Below are 17249 nucleotides of genomic sequence, written 5' to 3'. Positions count from 1 at the left end.
CTGTTTTGCGGCTGTGATCTGGGGCGGACGGTTTCAATAACCAGGCTCATACATCAGGGTGTACACATACATTTCCAGGTCATCAGGTAGATCCGCGCCGGCCAGTCCCTCCTGACGGGCCACCTGACAAACCTTGACGGCGATCTTTTGTGAAACATCGCGTACCCGGGCAATCTCCGGATAAATCGATCCACGTTCGATTTCTTCAGGTAACACACAATTCGCCAGTTCTTCGGCCGTGGCCAGAAACATATGCTCAACGACCAGACGTGCATGACTGGCCACCATCCCCAGCCCGATTCCAGGGTAGATATACACATTATTTCCCTGCGCCGGGTAACGGGTTCGTCCATCCAACGTTACCGGAGCAAATGGACTGCCACTTGCAAAAACAGCGCGTCCGTCACTCCACCGGTACGCCTGGTCAGCAGTACATTCCGTATGTGAGGTTGGATTGGAAAGTGCGATGATCACCGGATGTTCCTGACATCGTGCCATTTGACGGATCACAATCTCACTGAATGCGCCTGCAGTTCCTGTTGCACCGATCAGCACATCCGGCCGGATAGCGGTAATTGCACCCACGAAATCCATTGCGGCATGTTCACTGGCAAAGGATCGGACACGCGGCTTGATCTCTTCCCGTGCAGTCACCACCAGACCTTGCCTGTCCACGAAACTGATTCTGGAACGGGCTTCAGCTTCACTCAACCCAGCCATCATGAATGCTGACAACAGTAGTTCAGCAACACCGGTTGCGGCCGAACCCGTTCCCAGCAGCATGATTTTCAGATCAGCAAATGGTTTGTGCGTAATCCGGCAGGAAGCATAAATACCCGCCAGCGTAACCGCAGCCGTTCCCTGAATATCGTCATTGAAACATCGAACCGACCCGGCGTAACGATCCAGCAATCTGAATGCATTCTGACTGCTGAAATCCTCGAACTGGATCAATGCCTGCGGAAATTTATCCTGCACAGCTGCCACGAATTCATCCACCAGTGACAGATAATCCTGACCAGTCAGCCGCGGATGCGGGTAACCCAGATATAGTGGATCTTCCCGCAGTATCTGATTACTGGTACCCACATCCAGCATGACCGGCATACAGTACTCGGGACGAATGCCGGCGCAAGCCACATACAAAGCCATTTTCCCGATCGGTATTCCCATACCGTTTGCGCCCAGATCTCCAAGCCCGAGGATGCGCTCTCCATCGGTGACGACGATGATCCGCACATCATTCTCCGGCCAGTTCTCAAACAAAGGCAGGATTTTTCCCCGATCTTCCGGAGTAATGTAAAACCCCTGCGGTTTTCTGAAAATCTGTGTGAACTTCATGCAAGCTTCACCTACGGTGGGCGTATAGACCAGGGGCATGATTTCACCAATATAGTCGATCAGCGTGCGATAAAACAGCCGCTGGTTCCGTTCGAGCAGGTCGTTCAAATATCCGTACTTCTCGATATTGCTGTTCTTACTGCGCAGATTGGCCAGTACCCGCTGCTGCTGTTTCCCGATATCCGTCACACTATATGGCAGCAATCCCTGCAAACCATAGCGTTCGCGTTCCTCCCGGGTGAAAGCAGTGGATTTATTTTGTACAGGATCATTCAGTAATGCTTTACCTCGCAACGGCTTCATTTTGTATTCCCCCGCCAGGCTATTGATGTCAATATTGCTCTTCCGGTTACCTGCTTCTCTCCAGACTTCATCCGGCCACGATTTCAACCGGAGTACCGGCTGACACCTGTTCAAACAGATCGAGCAGATCATGGTTATGCATCCGTATGCAGCCGATCGATCCGGGTTTGCCCATCTCGGCACTATCGGGGCTGCCGTGAATATAGATATAACGCCGCATGGTATCGACCGGCCCCAGGCGATTGAACCCCGGTTCACATCCTGAAAGCCATAAGATACGTGTCAGAATCCAGTCACGATTCAGGTTGCGGGCGGCCAGTTCAGGTGTATAAATCTCTCCAGTGGGACGCCGCCGGACAAATACGGTATTGACCGGTGCGCCCTGCCCGATTTTGGCACGGACGATATGTTTACCCAACGGCGTACAGTAACTGCCACGCTCTTGCCCTGTACCATTTTTTGCGGAAGAAATCGAATAGCGCCTGACAATCTGTCCTGCAGCATCCAGCAGAGTCATTTGTTGCAGTAAAATATTGACGATGATTTTCATGATGTATTCCGCTCTTTGATGCCACGCTTTGCGATGAAAAACTGTTTCAGCAAAGTGCCTGCTTCATCGGCCAGTACTCCCTGGCTCACCATCAGATGATGATTGAGCCGGGTATCGGCAGGCAGATCGAGCAGGCTGCCACATACACCAGTCTTGGGGTCATTCGCAGCGTAAACCAGCCGCGTGATTCTGGCATGAAACATCGCTCCGATGCACATCACGCAGGGTTCGAGTGTGACATACAATGTACACCCCGGCAGGCGGTAATTCCCCACCCTGCTGGCAGCATCACGCAGCGCTCTGATTTCAGCATGCGCTGTCGGGTCTACTGTCGTAACCGGGCAGTTGTGCCCACAGCCTACGATTCGGCCCTCTCTGACCATTACCGCACCGACCGGCACTTCTCCCGCAGCACCTGCCACACGAGCAAGATCAAGCGCCTGGCGCATGAAATACTCATCTTCCGTTTGAACCGGGACCCGAACTCCCTGTATTTTCATCAGTTCTTTTATGCTAAATTGCCTGCAGATAACCTCGGATCGAACCATGAACCCTACCAGACAACCCAACGATACTCCTGGTGATACCCCCATCCGCCAGGCCGCAGAGGAATTGCGCACCTTGCGCGATCTGCTGCGATTCGCAGTAAGTTATTTCAACCGCTCCGATCTTTTCCTGGGACATGGTCTGCCGACCGCCTATGATGAAGCCGCTTATCTGATCCTGCATACACTGCATCTGAGTGCCGATCAACTGGAGCCGTTTATGGATGCTACGCTGACCCGCAACGAACGTGATCAGATTCTTCGCATCATTGAACGGCGCGTGAATGAAAAAATCCCAGTGGCCTATCTGGCGCATGAAGCCTGGCTGGGCGATTTCAATTTCTACGTCGACGAACGTGTCCTCATACCGCGTTCATTCATTGCCGAACTGCTGCAAGACCACCTCGCTCCCTGGGTGATGGATCCGTACGACATCGGCACCGCACTCGATCTGTGTACCGGCTCCGGCTGCCTCGCCATTTTATTGGCACATGCCTTCGAGCAAGCACAAATCGACGCAGTGGATATTTCCTCCGATGCGCTGGATGTTGCATCCATCAATGTCAGAAATTATGACCTGATGAACCGGATCGGCCTGATCCAGTCAGATCTTTTTGCAGAGCTGCAAGGCAAGCGATACGATCTGATCATCAGCAATCCCCCCTACGTCAATGCTGCATCCATGGCCATGCTACCTGAAGAGTACCATCACGAACCCTCTGTTGCGCTTGCTGGTGGATCGGACGGACTAGATATCATTCGCCGGATTTTCAAAGAAGCTGCTCGTCATTTAACCGAAGACGGGCTGCTGATCATGGAAATCGGCCATAATCAGGCCGAAGTCGAACGGGCATTTCCCCAACTACCTTGTACCTGGCTGGAAACCAGTTCCGGAGATCAGTTCGTTCTCATGGTCAGGCGCGGCGACCTGCCTGCATAGAAGGAGGTTTATCCGGAATTCCGGCACCCGGCTGACTGACCAGCTTCAATAACTGCTCCACTTCTATATCCATCAGCTCGATCCACATACCGCGCTTGAGTCGGGGTGGCAGATTGACAGGACCAAACCTGACACGAATCAGGCGGCTGACCGTCAATCCCAGTGCTTCGAACATCCGACGTACTTCACGGTTTCTGCCTTCTTTCAGCATGATGCGATACCAGTGATTCGTTCCCGTTCCGCCTTCATCGAGCAACTGATCGAATTTTGCCAGACCATCTTCCAGTTCAATACCGGTAGTGAGGCGAGTAATCTGTTCCGGGGTCAGTTCGCCAACGATACGTACTGCGTACTCCCGCTCCATCTGGTAACGCGGATGCATCAGGCGATTGGCCAGGGTACCATCCGTTGTAAAAATCAGCAGCCCGCTGGTATTGAAATCCAGCCTGCCTATCGCTATCCATTTGGAAGATCGTATGTGCGGCAGTTTGTCGAATACCGACGGCCGTCCCTGCGGGTCTCGCACACTGACGATCTCACCTTCCGGCTTATGGTAAATGATGACTCGCGGTAAAAGCGCGGCAAGCCTGAATCGGATAATTTTTCCGTCTATCCGTATCATGTCACCAGATCCGGCACGATCACCGGGTTTGGCCGTCACTCCATTGATACTCACGCGCCCGGCAGCGATCATGTCTTCGATTTCCCGACGTGAACCCAGTCCATTACGTGCCAGCAGCTTTTGCAATCTGCTGGTTTCAATAGCAGCAGGCGCAGCACCGGATTGTTTCGAGGCAGGAGATGCTTTGCGTATGCGCCGGGGTTTCTGGTTCTTCAGCCGATCAGCCGACATGACGATAAATCCTGTGTTTGAGCCGGCCCGTCAGGAATACGTGACCAGATTTAGTTCAGAAAGGGAATTTCATTCCCGCGGGTAATCCCAAACCGCCGGCCACACTCGCCATTTTTTCCTGTGTTACGGTTTCCACTCGGCGCACTGCATCATTCACGGCAGCGGCCACCAGATCCTCCAGCATTTCCTTGTCATCACCGATCAGGCTGCTGTCGATATTGACCCGTTTCACATCATAGCGACAGGTCATGGTCACTTTGACCATCCCTGCTCCCGCCTGACCTTCTACCTCTATCGCCGCCAGCTTTTCCTGCATGGCCTTCATATTTTCCTGCATTTGCTGGGCCTGCTTCATCAGATTACCCAAATTGGCTTTCATCAATTTAAAATCTCCGTTAGTCGATCGGTTTAATGGAAGAAACATTTAATCTGGCATCGAACTGTTCGATCAGCTCCTGCACGTAGGGATCTGATTCAATCGCTTCAACTGCCTTGGATTGCCTGGCAAGTTTGTCACGATCCTGCAGCGCAGCCGAAGTCACACCAGTAATACTACCCTGGGAAAAAATCACTTCGACTGGTTTGCCAAAGTAAATTTCGAGCTGAGATCTCAATCTGTCCTGGTAGGATTTTTCCAGCAGATGTTTATGCATTTCTGCAACATACAACTCGATTCTGCTTTCTGAGAAAGATTTTGCCTCACTGTATTGCGCCAGCATTCGCGTCATCCCGCTCAGTTTGAGCTGGTTCACCAGCGCAAGCCAGGCTTCATTTGGAGAATGATCTGACACTGGCTTCGCTTCCTGGAGGTAGGGCAGTGCTTCAACTTTCACTTCACGCGCGTGATCCGTACCGGTATCTGCATAGGCTCTGCCAGGTTGCCGGGAATCCGGCATAAAAGCCAGCATCCGCATCAGTGTCATGGTAAAGCCACTGTATTCGTCCGGAGCATGGGCAAGATCGGTGCGCCCGTGCAGTACAATCTGATAAAACAATTGGATATCCTCGGGACTGAACCGTTTTGTCAGTGCAAGCAGTCTGTCACCGTCCGGCTGTGTTTCATCGAGCATCTGTGGGATGACCTGTGCTGTTGCCAGACGATGAAGCAACGCTGCCAGACCCTGCAAAGCCTGGTCGAACGATACACTTGCTGCTTCCAGCCGATCTGCAATGGCAAATATCGCTGCGCCATTCTGCTCTGCCAGTGCTTCCAGCAATGCAAAAATATGATCCTGATCCAGCACTCCCAGCATCGCACGGGTATCTGATTCATTCACTACGCTATTACCGAATGCAATAGCCTGATCGAGCAAACTCAACGCATCACGCAGACTGCCTTTTGCAGCCTGTGCCAGCAATCTCAAGCCAGCAGCATCCGCCGGAATCCTTTCCATGGAAAGAATCTCGGTCAGGCGCTCCACAATCAGGGAAGGAGGTATCTGCTTCAGATTGAATTGCAGACAGCGTGACAACACGGTCACGGGAATCTTCTGGGGATCGGTAGTTGCAAGAATGAATTTGACGTGTTCCGGCGGCTCTTCCAGTGTTTTAAGCATTGCATTGAATGCCGATCTGGAAAGCATGTGGACCTCGTCGATCAGATAGACCTTATAGCGTGCGGCAACCGGTGCATATTGCGCATTATCCAGCAGTTCCCGCATGGCATCCACTTGAGTATTGGAGGCTGCATCCAGCTCGATCAGATCAATGAAATTTCCCTGGTCGATCGCCATACAGGCTGCACATTTCCCGCAAGGTGCAGCCGTAACCCCCTGCTCACAATTCAATGCCTTCGCCAGTATTCTGGCTACTGTTGTTTTGCCGACTCCGCGTGTACCCGTAAACAGATAGGCGTGATGCAGCCGGTTCTGTTCCATCGAGTTGATCAGCGCTCTGACAACATGTTCTTGTCCGACCAGCTCCGAAAAATCTTTGGGACGCCACTTGCGGGCAAGTACCTGAGAATCCGTCAAGGTTTTCTATCGAAAAGATGATTATTGCGATCAGGATGATGGCGAAACTGCCGGGAAACAAATCTGCAATTGTACTAATTCCATTCCCAAATCAAAAATGACACGAAGGCGAGCCGCAGACAGTATAAATAATACGGCTAGGCGAAGCCGACAAAGCTAGTTTTGATTTAGAAATGGAATAAGACGGGTGGCGAGCCGAACCCCCGGCACTTGCGAAAAATAGCTGTGGCTGCTTCCTTCCGGATCTGACCAGATTCACTACCTCACAATGCGGGGAGGCCCGCCAAGCGCTCATTCTACCTCAAGCGGCCGCTTGAATATAGCTTGTTTTACAGCTGCGAGAATTGGTATACCTTGACACCACAATAATGGAAGCAGCCATCACTTCTACATTCATCCAAGTCTTATGATCCGTGTACCAGCCACCCTGTCGTGCAGGAATTGCCGATTACGATCAAACAAAGCCCATAATAGCCCAAACCCCAGAAAACTGATGCCTATTACTGCCATCAGGTAACGAACCATGGCCTGCTGTGTAGTGACTTTTCCATTATTTGCAGAAACAAGGCGTAATTTCCAGGTCTGCATGGCCAGAGTCTGGCCACCGTGTGTCCAGAACCAGATAAAGTAAATACCACCGACAATTAACAGGTAAAACTGGAACAGCGGCCTGAAGTATTCGGCTGTGGGATCTCGAAAAAGGAGATGAAACAGGAAGGCAGCGATGAACCATACTCCTAGTAACAGTAAGGATTCATAAGCCAATGCCAGCATACGACGCCAGAAACCTGGTACTGATCCTTCCATCAGCACACCCCCTTATGCTGGTTATTTGTTTCACTCTGAAATTTCATATATTGGAATAGGCGTATCGCTACCAGGCTGACCAGAAAACAGACTGAGTCAGCTCAGCTTGCGACAGACCCATAATGCAGCGGTGAACAGCAATACGGCGCCTGCCTGATGTGCTGCAGCAAATGTCAGCGGAACCGACAGCAACAGTGTGGTGATCCCCAGTGCAACTTGAGTACATAGCATAATCAGCAGCAGATGACAGGCTAGCCGACCAGACCACGATAAAGATAATTGTCTTGCTTTGAACCAGAATAATGGAATAGTAAACATCAGCAGCCAGGCGATCATACGATGATCAAACTGTACCGTAGTAATATTATCGAAGAAGTTCCGGTACCAGGGCTCCAGTACGAATAAGGCAGGAGGAATAAAAAAACCATCCATCAGGGGAAATGTATTGTACGCTTTCCCGGCGTGAATCCCTGCTACCAGTCCGCCGGACAACACCATAAAAAATATCAGTCCGGTCAATATCCTGGCAAATCGTCCGAGCTTGCGCACAGATGCAGGATCTGCTGAATGCGTATTCACTGGAGAGAGTAGGCCGGTTGCCACCCAGAACATGGCTGCATAAATAATGAAGGCAAGACCAAGGTGTGCGGTCAACCGGTATTGACTGACATAGACATTATCCGCTAATCCACTCATGACCATGTACCAGCCCATTAAACCCTGCAGGCCACCCAGTACAAATATACCCAGCAGCTTGGTACCAAGCACACGATCAACGCGCTTGCGCACCATGAAATAGACAAACGGGACGAAATAAACCAAACCGATCAGACGACCAAGTAAACGGTGAAAATACTCCCACCAGAATATGCCCTTGAATTCATCCAGCGTCATGCCTTTGTTAATCTGCTCATACTGCGGAATCTGACGATATTTTTCCAGCAGAATCTCCCAGTCTCCCTGACTGATGGGCGGGATAGTTCCTACTATGGGTTTCCACTCAACGATAGACAACCCGGAACCTGTCAGACGTGTTACCCCCCCAACTACGACCATGGCAAATACCAGCGCACAGCAAATCAGCAGCCAAATCGCAATGGAAGTATGGTTTTGAGTATTCTTATCGGAAATTACAGAAGTTACGGAGTGATATGAACTTGTTTGCATAAATATCAATCAGAGGAACGTCGTATACGCAACAAACGCTGCTTGTCACGCTCCCATTCCTTACGTTTTTCAGTTTCGCGTTTGTCGTATTGTTTTTTGCCTCGCGCGAGGCCAATTTCCAGCTTGATTCTACCTGATTTATAATGCATATCTAGTGGAATCAGGGTATATCCGGCACGTTCCACCTTACCGATGAGCTCCCTGATTTGTGATGTATGCAACAACAGTTTGCGCGTTTTAACCGGATCAGGATTTACATGAGTTGACGCCGTTGCTAATGGACTTATATGGCTCCCGATAAGAAACAACTCACCTTTGCGGATCAGTATATAGGCTTCTTTCAACTGAGCTCGTCCAGCGCGGATTGCTTTAACCTCCCATCCTTCAAGCACAATGCCGGCCTCATACTTTTCCTCGATAAAATAATCGTGAAAAGCTTTTTTATTTTGCACAATGCTCATCGAGTACAACGGAAAGAAAATTTGCTTATGAAAAATTTTCGTTTAGTGTATCAGTTTTTAGTATCCTTACGCCCTGAATAAGGGAATATGGCGTTATGGCTGAAATAGAAAAAACAGTGCTGGTAGGTTATTCAGCGAGTCAGATGTTTCGTCTGGTGGATACGGTAGAAAACTATCCGGATTTTCTACCGTGGTGTTCAGGTGCTTCAATGAAGCTTATGGAAGATAATGAAACGGCACAGGCAACCGTTCATATTGATTATCATCACATCAAGCATAGCTTTACCACAAAGAACACACGCCATCCGCCCGAACTGATCAAAATGGAACTCGTGGAAGGACCCTTCGAAAAACTGAACGGCTATTGGCGATTTATCCCTTTGTCGGAGAATGCCTGTAAGATCGAGTTCCAATTACATTACACATTCTCACATAAATTGCTTGAGAAACTGGTTGGCCCGGTATTTTATGTCATTGCTAATAATTTTGTAGAAGCCTTTGTAGAACAAGCAGAAAAAATTTATGGTCCCAGCATCTAGGAAGGAATCAATCACCATAGAAGTCGCCTTTGCACTTCCTCAACGACAATTCCTCAGGCGACTTCAAGTTCCAATGGGTACTTCAATGTACCAGGCAATCAAACTTTCCGGCGTAGAGAATTTCTATCCTGGAAGTGATAGTACCGCACTCAAAACAGGGATCCATGGGAAAATCACCGACCCGGAAACAATCCTCCATCAGAATGACCGTATCGAAATATACAGGCCTCTCGTTATCGATCCAAAAGAAAAGCGCAGACTGAAATCAGATCGTCTTACAAAGGGGCAAAAATAGAGGTTACCAGAGAGAGTTACTGTAGCCCTGGTTAAAAGTATTGTAGTAATATCGATGCGGTATTTTGGTGCCGCAGAGAGGAGTCGAACCTCCGACTTGCTGATTACGAATCAGCTACTCTACCAACTGAGTTACTGCGGCTCGCGGGAAATATTTATATTAATTGCTGACTTCTAGCAAAAATATTTTATTACTGAATTTCAATTGTAGAAATTAAAAACACCCCAACTCATCATTTATCAAAAATTCTGAACTGGGGCGATTTATCCGGCAACTTAGTTAACTACGTATAAAGAAGCAGGTCCAAACAAATTCTAAATAAGAAGATAATTACTTAATCTGCTGAATCATTAGAAACAATGCCAGCTTCAGGTCTATCCAACAATTCTACGATAGCCATTGGGGCATTATCACCTCTCCTGAAACCACACTTTAGGATCCTTATATAGCCTCCATTCCGGTTTTGGTAGCGAGGCCCCAACTCAGAGAATATCTTAATTACATTATCTCTATTTCTCAGTCTGTCAAACGCCAAGCGCTTGCTTGCAAGCGAGGGATTCTTACCCAAAGTAATCACCGGTTCAACGACACGTCGAAGTTCTTTAGCTTTTGGAAGCGTAGTTTTAATAATTTCATGTTCAAGTAATGAATTTGTAAGATTCCTGAACATAGCCAACCGATGGCTTGAAGTACGGTTTAACTTCCGTAAACCATTACGATGACGCATGACCGGGTTCCTTTATATAGTTTTCCAAATTAGCTGGTGGCCAATTTTCTAATTTCATACCCAAGGATAAATCACGAGAAGCAAGAACTTCTTTAATTTCATTAAGTGACTTCCTTCCCAAATTAGGAGTACGAAGTAGCTCTGCCTCAGTTCGTTGAATCAAATCACCAATATAAAAAATATTCTCGACTTTCAAACAGTTTGCAGAACGTACTGTAAGTTCCAAATCATCAACTGGACGTAATAGTATAGGGTCGATGACAGGTGCTTTTGGCTGTTCTGTCGGCAGCGGTGTACTTTCAAGGTCTGCGAAGAAAGAAAACTGCTCAACCAAGACCTTGGCCGCATACCGTATCGCTTCTTCAGGATCTACCGAACCATTTGTCTCTATGTCGATAATCAGCTTATCTAGATCAGTTCTTTGTTCAACACGAGCACTTTCCACAGCGTAACTTACACGTCTGATCGGACTGAAAGAAGCATCTAACAGAATATCCCCAATCGAAGAAGAACTTTTATCCTCTTTACTGCGATTAGCAGAAGGCCAATAACCCCTCCCCTTTTCAACAGTAATTTGAGCCTCAATTTTTCCGCCACTGGTAATGTGAGCAATCACATGATCAGGGTTTACTATTTCTACATCATGAGTAGCTTCAATATCACCCGCTGTGACAATACCTTCCGAACTTTTCTTCAGGGTAAGAACTGACTGAGTCTTATTATTGTGAAGTTTAAGAACCACCCCTTTCAAGTTCAGTATCAGATCAACAACATCCTCTTGTAAACCATCTATTGTTGAATATTCATGAACTACTCCGCTAATGCTGACTTTGGTTGGTGCACAACCAGGAATGGAAGATAGCAATACTCTTCGCAACGCATTACCCAAAGTATAGCCAAAACCATGCTCAAAAGGCTCCATTACGACCTTCGCATGCAAAGGTGAAATATTATGTACCTCTACAATCCTAGGTGTCAGAAAACTATTCGATGACATAAATACGCCAATATATAAAAAAGTGCCAACTACTTGGAATAAAGTTCCACAACTAAAGATTCGTTAATTGTCGAAGATAAATCACTACGCTCAGGCTTACTCTTATAAAGGCCCTTGAGGTTATCAAAATCCACCTCCAGCCAAGATGGAATGCTACGACGTTTGGCTGCTTCGATAGAAGCTTTGATTCTCAAATAGCTCTTTGCATGTTCAGCAATTTCAATAAGATCACCAGGCTCAACTAAATGAGATGGGATATTCGCTCTTTTTCCGTTCAATAGAACGCAGTTATGCCTTACTATCTGTCTTGCTTCTGATCTGGAAGATCCAAATCCCATATTATAGGCGACGTTATCAAGACGGCTTTCCAGAAGCTGTAATAAATTGTCACCTGTAACACCTTTTTGTTTATCAGCTCGCTTATAAACATTACGGAACTGGTTCTCAAGCAGTCCATAAATTCTTCTTATTTTCTGCTTTTCCCTGAGCTGCACTGCGTAATCAGACAACCTTACCTTCTTTTGTCCATGTTGCCCAGGTGGATAATTCCTTCGTTCTATGGGGCACTTATCACTAAAGCACTTATCCCCCTTGAGAAACAGCTTTTCACCTTCACGACGACACTGACGACACTTTGGATTTATATTTCTGGCCACAAATTTTCTCCTTCTTAGATACGACGTTTCTTAGGCGGCCTACATCCATTGTGAGGTATGGGTGTCACATCGGTTATGCTGGTAATTTTAAAACCTGTAGCGTTGAGAGCTCGTACAGCAGAGTCACGACCCGGCCCGGGCCCTTTTACTCTTACCTCCAAATTTTTAACGCCATATTCCAGCGCTGCCCTGCCTGCATGTTCTGCAGCAACTTGTGCTGCAAATGGGGTGCTTTTACGCGAACCCTTAAATCCCACCCCGCCCGATGTTGCCCAAGAAAGAGCATTCCCTTGACGATCAGAAATAGTCACGATTGTGTTATTGAAGGAGGCGTGAATATGCGCCACCCCCTCAACAACATTTTTTTTAACTTTTTTACGAGTTTTTAATGAAGGCTTTACCATTAATTTCTTTGTTTAAGAAGTATATTAGAAACAATTTTTATTACTTTGCACCTATCGCTTTACGTGGCCCTTTTCTGGTTCGAGCATTGGTTTTAGTTCTCTGACCTCGTACCGGCAAACCACGACGATGTCTCAATCCCCGATAACTGCCAAGGTCTATCAATCTTTTGATATTCATCGAGATCTCTCTACGTAGATCCCCCTCAACAATCAATTTTGAAACCGATTCTCTTAATTCATCTAGCTTAATATCTTCCAAATCTTTAAGCTTAATAAAAGGTGGAATCTGCAAATCAGAACAAATTTTACGAGCTGTCGTGTTCCCTATTCCATAAATTGCTGTCAATGCTATATTGACATGCTTGTTACTAGGTAAATTAACACCTGCTATACGAGCCATTTTTCCTACCCTAACATAAAATACTAAATTCAGCCTTGACGTTGTTTATGCCTAGCATCAACACAAATAACACGCACAACACCATACCGCCTTATTATTTTGCAATTCCTACATATTTTTTTGATTGATGCACGAACTTTCATAAAGTACTCACTATATATTTATACTATCAAAAGTTGGATTAAGTTTTATTTAGTCCGAAAGGTTATCCGAGCTCTCGTTAAATCATAAGGTGTCAAATCAACCGTTACCTTATCTCCTGGTAGTATCCGGATATAATTCATCCTCATCTTACCCGAGATATGACCTAACACAATATGACCATTTTCTAACTTTATCCTGAAAGTAGCATTCGGGAGTGTTTCTATAACCTCACCCTGCATCTGTATAGTTTCTTCTTTAGCCATTAAAAACCTATCGCGAGAAACTACTGCCACCAGCCTTAAAATTGGCTTTCTTTAATAAACTTTCATATTGGCCAGACATCACATGAGACTGAACTTGAGCCATGAAATCCATCGTAACTACTACTATGATTAATAGCGATGTTCCACCAAAATAAAATGGAACATTCCACTTCAGAATCATAAACTCTGGTAGCAGACAAACCAATGTGACATATATTGAGCCAATCAATGTAAGTCTCAACATAATACGTTCTATGTACCTTGTGGTTTGATCTCCAGGCCTTATTCCAGGTATAAAGGCACCGCTCTTTTTCAGGTTATCAGCCGTTTCTTTTGGATTAAAAACAAGTGCAGTATAAAAAAAACAAAAGAAAATAATTAAAGCAGCGTATAGCGCAACATAGATAGGCTGCCCCGGTGTTAATGCACTACTAAAATCTTTCAACCAGTCCAATGATAGACTATCCGAGAACCAACCAGCCAAAGTAGCAGGGAATAGAATAATACTTGAAGCAAATATCGGTGGTATGACTCCAGACATATTCAGCTTTAATGGTAAATGAGAGGATTGACCACCCATAACCTGCTTACCAACCTGTCTTTTCGCGTAATTAACCAAAATTTTACGCTGGCCACGCTCAATAAATACAACAAAATACGTTATTGCTATTGCAGCGACAAAAATGAACAATGCCGTAAGAAAATGCATTGCGCCAGTATTCACTAATTCTAAAGTACCACCAATAGCACTTGGAAGCCCTGCTGCGATTCCTGCAAAAATTATCAGTGAAATGCCATTTCCGATGCCACGTTCAGTAATCTGTTCTCCTAGCCACATAAGAAACATGGTTCCAGTTACAAGAGTAATAACCGTTGTAACAATAAAATAAAAACCAGGCTGAATCACTAAACCAGGTTGTGATTGCAGTGCAATAGAGATTCCGTAACTTTGCAATGTGGAAAGGAATAAAGTACCATAACGAGTGTATTGTGTAATCTTTTTCCTTCCAGATTCACCTTCTTTTTTCAAAGACTCCAAATAGGGCACCGCTACAGTACCCAACTGCATAATGATCGATGCAGATATATACGGCATGATGCCAAGGGCAAATATAGAAAACCTTGACAGTGCACCCCCAGAGAACATGTTAAACATACCAAGAATCCCGCCTTCCTGGGAGTCAAACAGATCTTTCAAAACAATGGGATCAATCCCCGGAACAGGGGCATGAGCACCAATACGGTATACTATCAGAGCTAATACTAAGAACCAGAACCGTTTCTTTAGATCGTAGAATCTATCAGTCAAAGCAGCTTTAGATTTAGACACCATTTACATCTTTTACAGTTAGTTCAACCAAACCACCCATTTGCTCTACCGCTTCTTTTGCTCCACGCGAAATTATCAAGTCTTTTATCTTAATCGCACGTTTAATTAATTGATTACCAAGAATAATCTTAACTGGATCATTTATATTTTTTATCAAGCCATGATCATATAAAACACGCGGATTAAACTCACTTGAATCAATTAGCTGCAAGGTAGAGAGCTTAATCTCCCTCACCTGTTTTTTACCATAAACAGTAAAACCTCTCTTTGGCAATCGACGTTGCAATGGCATCTGCCCGCCCTCGAAACCAACTTTATGAAAGCCGCCAGCACGAGATTTCTGTCCTTTGTGCCCTCTTCCACATGTTTTACCAAGCCCAGAGCCTATTCCCCGACCCACACGCCTTTTAGGCTTAGTAGATCCAATACCAGGTTTTATTGTATTAAGCTTCACGTTATTCCTCTACTTTTAGTAGATAGGCCGTTTTGTTGATCATTCCTCTTATTGATGGATGATCACACAGAGAAACTGTATGGTTCAACCTTCTTAACCCCATACCTTTGATGACCAATCTATGACTATGCCTTGTACCAATCAAACTTTTTACTAAGGTTACCTTTATAGTTTTTCGCTTTTCCATTTACTTCAAGCCCCAGTAATCTCGTCAATGCTTTTTCCTCTTTTAGCAGCAATCATTGCAGGCGTTTGAACTTTGCTTAATCCATCCAAGGTAGCACGTACAATATTATAAGGATTTGTGGAGCCCAAGCACTTAGCTAAAATATTATGAACTCCCATCACTTCAAAAATCGCTCTCATTGGCCCTCCGGCGATAATACCTGTACCTTCTGAAGCTGGTTGCATATATACTCTGGCTGCACCATGTCGCCCAATTACAGAGTGGTGAAGCGTCCCATTTATCAGGTTAACTCTAACCATGCGCTGTCGAGCTTCATCCATTGCTTTTTGAACAGCAAGAGGCACCTCTCTCGATTTTCCTTTGCCCATACCAACACTACCTTTTCCATCACCAACTACTGTCAACGCTGCAAAACCAAGAATCCTTCCACCTTTTACCACTTTGGTGACACGATTGACAGAAACCATTTTTTCTTTCAATCCATCTGTTTTTACCTCATCTGGGGTTTTAGTATTAGCAGATTTAGTTGTTTTCGTCACCTTGATTACCTCTAGTTTAAAACTTCATACCGGCTGATCTGGCTGCATCAGCAAGAGCTTTTATTCGACCATGATACTTAAAACCTGATCTATCAAATGCTACTTCATAAATTTGAGATTCAATAGATTTTTTTGCTACTAAGTGTCCTACATACTTAGCTGCCTCAATTGTTCCGCCGCTTGGATACTGCTTCTTCACTTCAGCTTCAACCGTAGAAGCACTAACAATTACACGATTTGAAGAAGGGTCTAAAATCTGAGCATAAATATGATTATTGCTCTTATGAACAGATAATCTAAACTGCCTTGAGTTTCCTATTTTAATTCTAGTCGCTTTGGCTCGCCTTAAACGCATCTGCTTAGTATTTAACAACATTACAAGCCCCTACTTTATTTTTTCTTAGTCTCTTTAATCGTAACTTTCTCATCGAAATAACGTATCCCCTTACCTTTATAAGGTTCAGGACGTCGATACGATCTCACCTCTGCCGCAACCTGTCCTACCTTCTGTTTATCTATTCCCTTAATCAAAATTTCGGTCGTGCTCGGTGTTTCAACCTTAATACCTTCTGGAACCGTATAAGCAACTGGATGAGAGAAACCTAAATTTAAATTAAGAATATTACCAGCTGCCTGAGCTTTATATCCAACTCCAATAATAAGCAGTTTTTTTTCAAATCCGGCTGTTACACCTTTTATCATATTGGATATAAGAGCCTTAAGGGTACCAACTATCGACTTAGTTTGCTTTGTAGCATTTAAAGCCTCAATCGTTAACTGATCAGAACTCACAACAATTTTAGCATTGTGTGCATCAATAGCTTGAAATAAACTGCCCAATGGGCCTTTTATAAATACGCCAAACTCGGTCAACTGAACTTCTACAGATTTTGGTATCTCTATAGGTTTTGTCGTTACAAAAACTGATGACATTGATAATTACCTCAAGTAACCACACACAATAACTCACCACCAACGCCAGCCATCCTCGCTGTACGTTCTGTCATAACTCCCTTGGAAGTTGACACTATTGCTACCCCCAAACCATTCATTACCCTCGGCAAATCATTCTTTGATTTATAACTTCTCAATCCAGGTTTACTTACCCGGCTAATTGAGGTAATAACAGGCTCACCATTAAAATATTTAAGAATTACGCTAATGGATGGCTTCTTATGATTGGGATCTTCTTGAAAATTCTCAATATACCCCTCTTCTTTCAATATTTTCAAAATTGCTTTCTTTAATTTTGAAGAAGGCATTTTTATTTCTTTCTGCTCAGCCGATTGAGCATTTCTTATACGCGTAAGCATATCGGCTATAGGATCAGTCATGCACATATATACACCATTCTACTCTTCATTTCCGGGAAAC

26 protein-coding genes, 1 tRNA gene and 1 other RNA gene are annotated in these 17249 nt (G+C 45.5%); 3 read left to right on the top strand and 25 right to left on the bottom strand.

The window, feature by feature from the left end:
* Positions 1–33 precede the first annotated feature (33 nt).
* The 3 genes from HRU73_RS01240 to tadA are packed head-to-tail and all read right to left on the bottom strand — an operon-like array spanning position 34 to position 2694.
* On the bottom strand, positions 34–1731 hold the full coding sequence (locus tag HRU73_RS01240) for an NAD-dependent malic enzyme (protein ID WP_287399118.1): 1698 nt from the start codon (positions 1729–1731) through the stop codon (positions 34–36).
* Positions 1712–2194, bottom strand: coding sequence for a L,D-transpeptidase (locus HRU73_RS01235; protein WP_287399117.1), 483 nt, complete (start codon positions 2192–2194; stop codon positions 1712–1714). The genes HRU73_RS01240 and HRU73_RS01235 overlap by 20 nt, the downstream gene beginning before the upstream one ends.
* Positions 2191–2694 carry a tRNA adenosine(34) deaminase TadA gene (gene tadA, locus HRU73_RS01230; protein WP_287399116.1) on the bottom strand — a complete coding sequence of 168 codons (504 nt, stop codon included), beginning with the start codon at positions 2692–2694 and terminating at the stop codon, positions 2191–2193. The genes HRU73_RS01235 and tadA overlap by 4 nt, the downstream gene beginning before the upstream one ends.
* Before the next feature lie 46 nt (positions 2695–2740).
* Here tadA and prmB point away from each other — a divergent pair, with 46 nt between their 5' ends.
* On the top strand, positions 2741–3679 hold the full coding sequence (gene prmB, locus HRU73_RS01225; protein WP_287399115.1) for a 50S ribosomal protein L3 N(5)-glutamine methyltransferase: 939 nt from the start codon (positions 2741–2743) through the stop codon (positions 3677–3679).
* Here prmB and rluB read toward each other — a convergent pair.
* From rluB to smpB, 7 genes are all read right to left on the bottom strand, one after another.
* On the bottom strand, positions 3654–4532 hold the full coding sequence (rluB, locus tag HRU73_RS01220) for a 23S rRNA pseudouridine(2605) synthase RluB (protein WP_287399114.1): 879 nt from the start codon (positions 4530–4532) through the stop codon (positions 3654–3656). The two genes, prmB and rluB, sit on opposite strands and share 26 nt — an antisense overlap.
* Before the next feature lie 55 nt (positions 4533–4587).
* Positions 4588–4911 (bottom strand): YbaB/EbfC family nucleoid-associated protein, encoded by a 324-nt coding sequence (locus HRU73_RS01215; RefSeq protein ID WP_011111069.1) that lies wholly within the window; start codon positions 4909–4911, stop codon positions 4588–4590.
* A 16-nt stretch (positions 4912–4927) separates the two neighbouring features.
* Positions 4928–6505, bottom strand: a complete 1578-nt coding sequence (gene dnaX, locus HRU73_RS01210) for a DNA polymerase III subunit gamma/tau (RefSeq protein ID WP_287399113.1) — start codon at positions 6503–6505, stop codon at positions 4928–4930.
* Between the two features lie 186 nt (positions 6506–6691).
* Positions 6692–6790, bottom strand: an RNA gene (gene ffs / locus HRU73_RS01205) — signal recognition particle sRNA small type.
* 108 nt (positions 6791–6898) lie between these two features.
* Positions 6899–7312 carry an RDD family protein gene (locus HRU73_RS01200; protein WP_276679312.1) on the bottom strand — a complete coding sequence of 138 codons (414 nt, stop codon included), beginning with the start codon at positions 7310–7312 and terminating at the stop codon, positions 6899–6901.
* Between the two features lie 96 nt (positions 7313–7408).
* Positions 7409–8479, bottom strand: coding sequence for a COX15/CtaA family protein (locus HRU73_RS01195; RefSeq protein WP_276679314.1), 1071 nt, complete (start codon positions 8477–8479; stop codon positions 7409–7411).
* A gap of 5 nt (positions 8480–8484) precedes the next feature.
* A complete protein-coding gene (smpB, locus tag HRU73_RS01190) occupies positions 8485–8940 on the bottom strand; it encodes an SsrA-binding protein SmpB (protein WP_287399112.1) in 456 nt (151 codons plus the stop codon).
* 95 nt (positions 8941–9035) lie between these two features.
* Here smpB and HRU73_RS01185 point away from each other — a divergent pair, with 95 nt between their 5' ends.
* Positions 9036–9479 carry a type II toxin-antitoxin system RatA family toxin gene (locus HRU73_RS01185; RefSeq protein ID WP_011111064.1) on the top strand — a complete coding sequence of 148 codons (444 nt, stop codon included), beginning with the start codon at positions 9036–9038 and terminating at the stop codon, positions 9477–9479.
* Positions 9463–9774: an RnfH family protein gene (locus HRU73_RS01180; protein ID WP_011111063.1), complete on the top strand. Its 312-nt coding sequence runs from the start codon at positions 9463–9465 to the stop codon at positions 9772–9774. The genes HRU73_RS01185 and HRU73_RS01180 overlap by 17 nt, the downstream gene beginning before the upstream one ends.
* 65 nt (positions 9775–9839) lie before the next feature.
* On the opposite strand, the gene HRU73_RS01175 is transcribed toward HRU73_RS01180, so the two are convergent.
* From HRU73_RS01175 to rpsH, 15 genes are all read right to left on the bottom strand, one after another.
* A tRNA-Thr gene (locus tag HRU73_RS01175) sits at positions 9840–9915 on the bottom strand.
* A gap of 193 nt (positions 9916–10108) precedes the next feature.
* Positions 10109–10501 (bottom strand): 50S ribosomal protein L17, encoded by a 393-nt coding sequence (rplQ, locus tag HRU73_RS01170; RefSeq protein ID WP_276818716.1) that lies wholly within the window; start codon positions 10499–10501, stop codon positions 10109–10111.
* Positions 10488–11498: a DNA-directed RNA polymerase subunit alpha gene (locus tag HRU73_RS01165; protein WP_011111061.1), complete on the bottom strand. Its 1011-nt coding sequence runs from the start codon at positions 11496–11498 to the stop codon at positions 10488–10490. The genes rplQ and HRU73_RS01165 overlap by 14 nt, the downstream gene beginning before the upstream one ends.
* Positions 11499–11527: 29 nt before the next feature.
* On the bottom strand, positions 11528–12154 hold the full coding sequence (rpsD, locus tag HRU73_RS01160) for a 30S ribosomal protein S4 (RefSeq protein WP_011111060.1): 627 nt from the start codon (positions 12152–12154) through the stop codon (positions 11528–11530).
* A gap of 14 nt (positions 12155–12168) precedes the next feature.
* Positions 12169–12558 carry a 30S ribosomal protein S11 gene (gene rpsK, locus HRU73_RS01155; RefSeq protein ID WP_276818717.1) on the bottom strand — a complete coding sequence of 130 codons (390 nt, stop codon included), beginning with the start codon at positions 12556–12558 and terminating at the stop codon, positions 12169–12171.
* A 40-nt stretch (positions 12559–12598) separates the two neighbouring features.
* Complete coding sequence (gene rpsM / locus HRU73_RS01150; RefSeq protein WP_011111058.1) at positions 12599–12958, bottom strand: 30S ribosomal protein S13; 360 nt, start codon at positions 12956–12958, stop codon at positions 12599–12601.
* Between the two features lie 29 nt (positions 12959–12987).
* Positions 12988–13101, bottom strand: a complete 114-nt coding sequence (gene rpmJ / locus HRU73_RS01145; protein ID WP_074671290.1) for a 50S ribosomal protein L36 — start codon at positions 13099–13101, stop codon at positions 12988–12990.
* A 45-nt stretch (positions 13102–13146) separates the two neighbouring features.
* On the bottom strand, positions 13147–13365 hold the full coding sequence (infA, locus tag HRU73_RS01140; RefSeq protein ID WP_011111057.1) for a translation initiation factor IF-1: 219 nt from the start codon (positions 13363–13365) through the stop codon (positions 13147–13149).
* Between the two features lie 7 nt (positions 13366–13372).
* The gene (secY, locus tag HRU73_RS01135) at positions 13373–14698 is read right to left on the bottom strand and encodes a preprotein translocase subunit SecY (RefSeq protein WP_287399111.1); all 1326 of its coding nucleotides are present in this window, start codon (positions 14696–14698) and stop codon (positions 13373–13375) included.
* Complete coding sequence (gene rplO, locus HRU73_RS01130; RefSeq protein WP_287399110.1) at positions 14688–15149, bottom strand: 50S ribosomal protein L15; 462 nt, start codon at positions 15147–15149, stop codon at positions 14688–14690. Before rplO ends, secY begins: the two co-directional genes overlap by 11 nt.
* Before the next feature lies 1 nt (position 15150).
* Complete coding sequence (rpmD, locus tag HRU73_RS01125; protein ID WP_011111054.1) at positions 15151–15336, bottom strand: 50S ribosomal protein L30; 186 nt, start codon at positions 15334–15336, stop codon at positions 15151–15153.
* 5 nt (positions 15337–15341) lie between these two features.
* The gene (rpsE, locus tag HRU73_RS01120; RefSeq protein WP_011111053.1) at positions 15342–15875 is read right to left on the bottom strand and encodes a 30S ribosomal protein S5; all 534 of its coding nucleotides are present in this window, start codon (positions 15873–15875) and stop codon (positions 15342–15344) included.
* A 16-nt stretch (positions 15876–15891) separates the two neighbouring features.
* The gene (rplR, locus tag HRU73_RS01115) at positions 15892–16251 is read right to left on the bottom strand and encodes a 50S ribosomal protein L18 (RefSeq protein WP_011111052.1); all 360 of its coding nucleotides are present in this window, start codon (positions 16249–16251) and stop codon (positions 15892–15894) included.
* Between the two features lie 14 nt (positions 16252–16265).
* The gene (gene rplF / locus HRU73_RS01110; protein ID WP_011111051.1) at positions 16266–16808 is read right to left on the bottom strand and encodes a 50S ribosomal protein L6; all 543 of its coding nucleotides are present in this window, start codon (positions 16806–16808) and stop codon (positions 16266–16268) included.
* Positions 16809–16819: 11 nt separating this feature from the next.
* On the bottom strand, positions 16820–17215 hold the full coding sequence (rpsH, locus tag HRU73_RS01105; RefSeq protein WP_011111050.1) for a 30S ribosomal protein S8: 396 nt from the start codon (positions 17213–17215) through the stop codon (positions 16820–16822).
* Positions 17216–17249 lie beyond the last annotated feature (34 nt).

The organism is Nitrosomonas sp. H1_AOB3 (genome assembly GCF_015709435.1).
GTDB classification, from domain to species: domain Bacteria; phylum Pseudomonadota; class Gammaproteobacteria; order Burkholderiales; family Nitrosomonadaceae; genus Nitrosomonas; species Nitrosomonas europaea.
The sequence above is the reverse complement of the archived record's forward strand: the minus strand, read 5'-3'. Positions and strand labels throughout refer to the sequence as shown.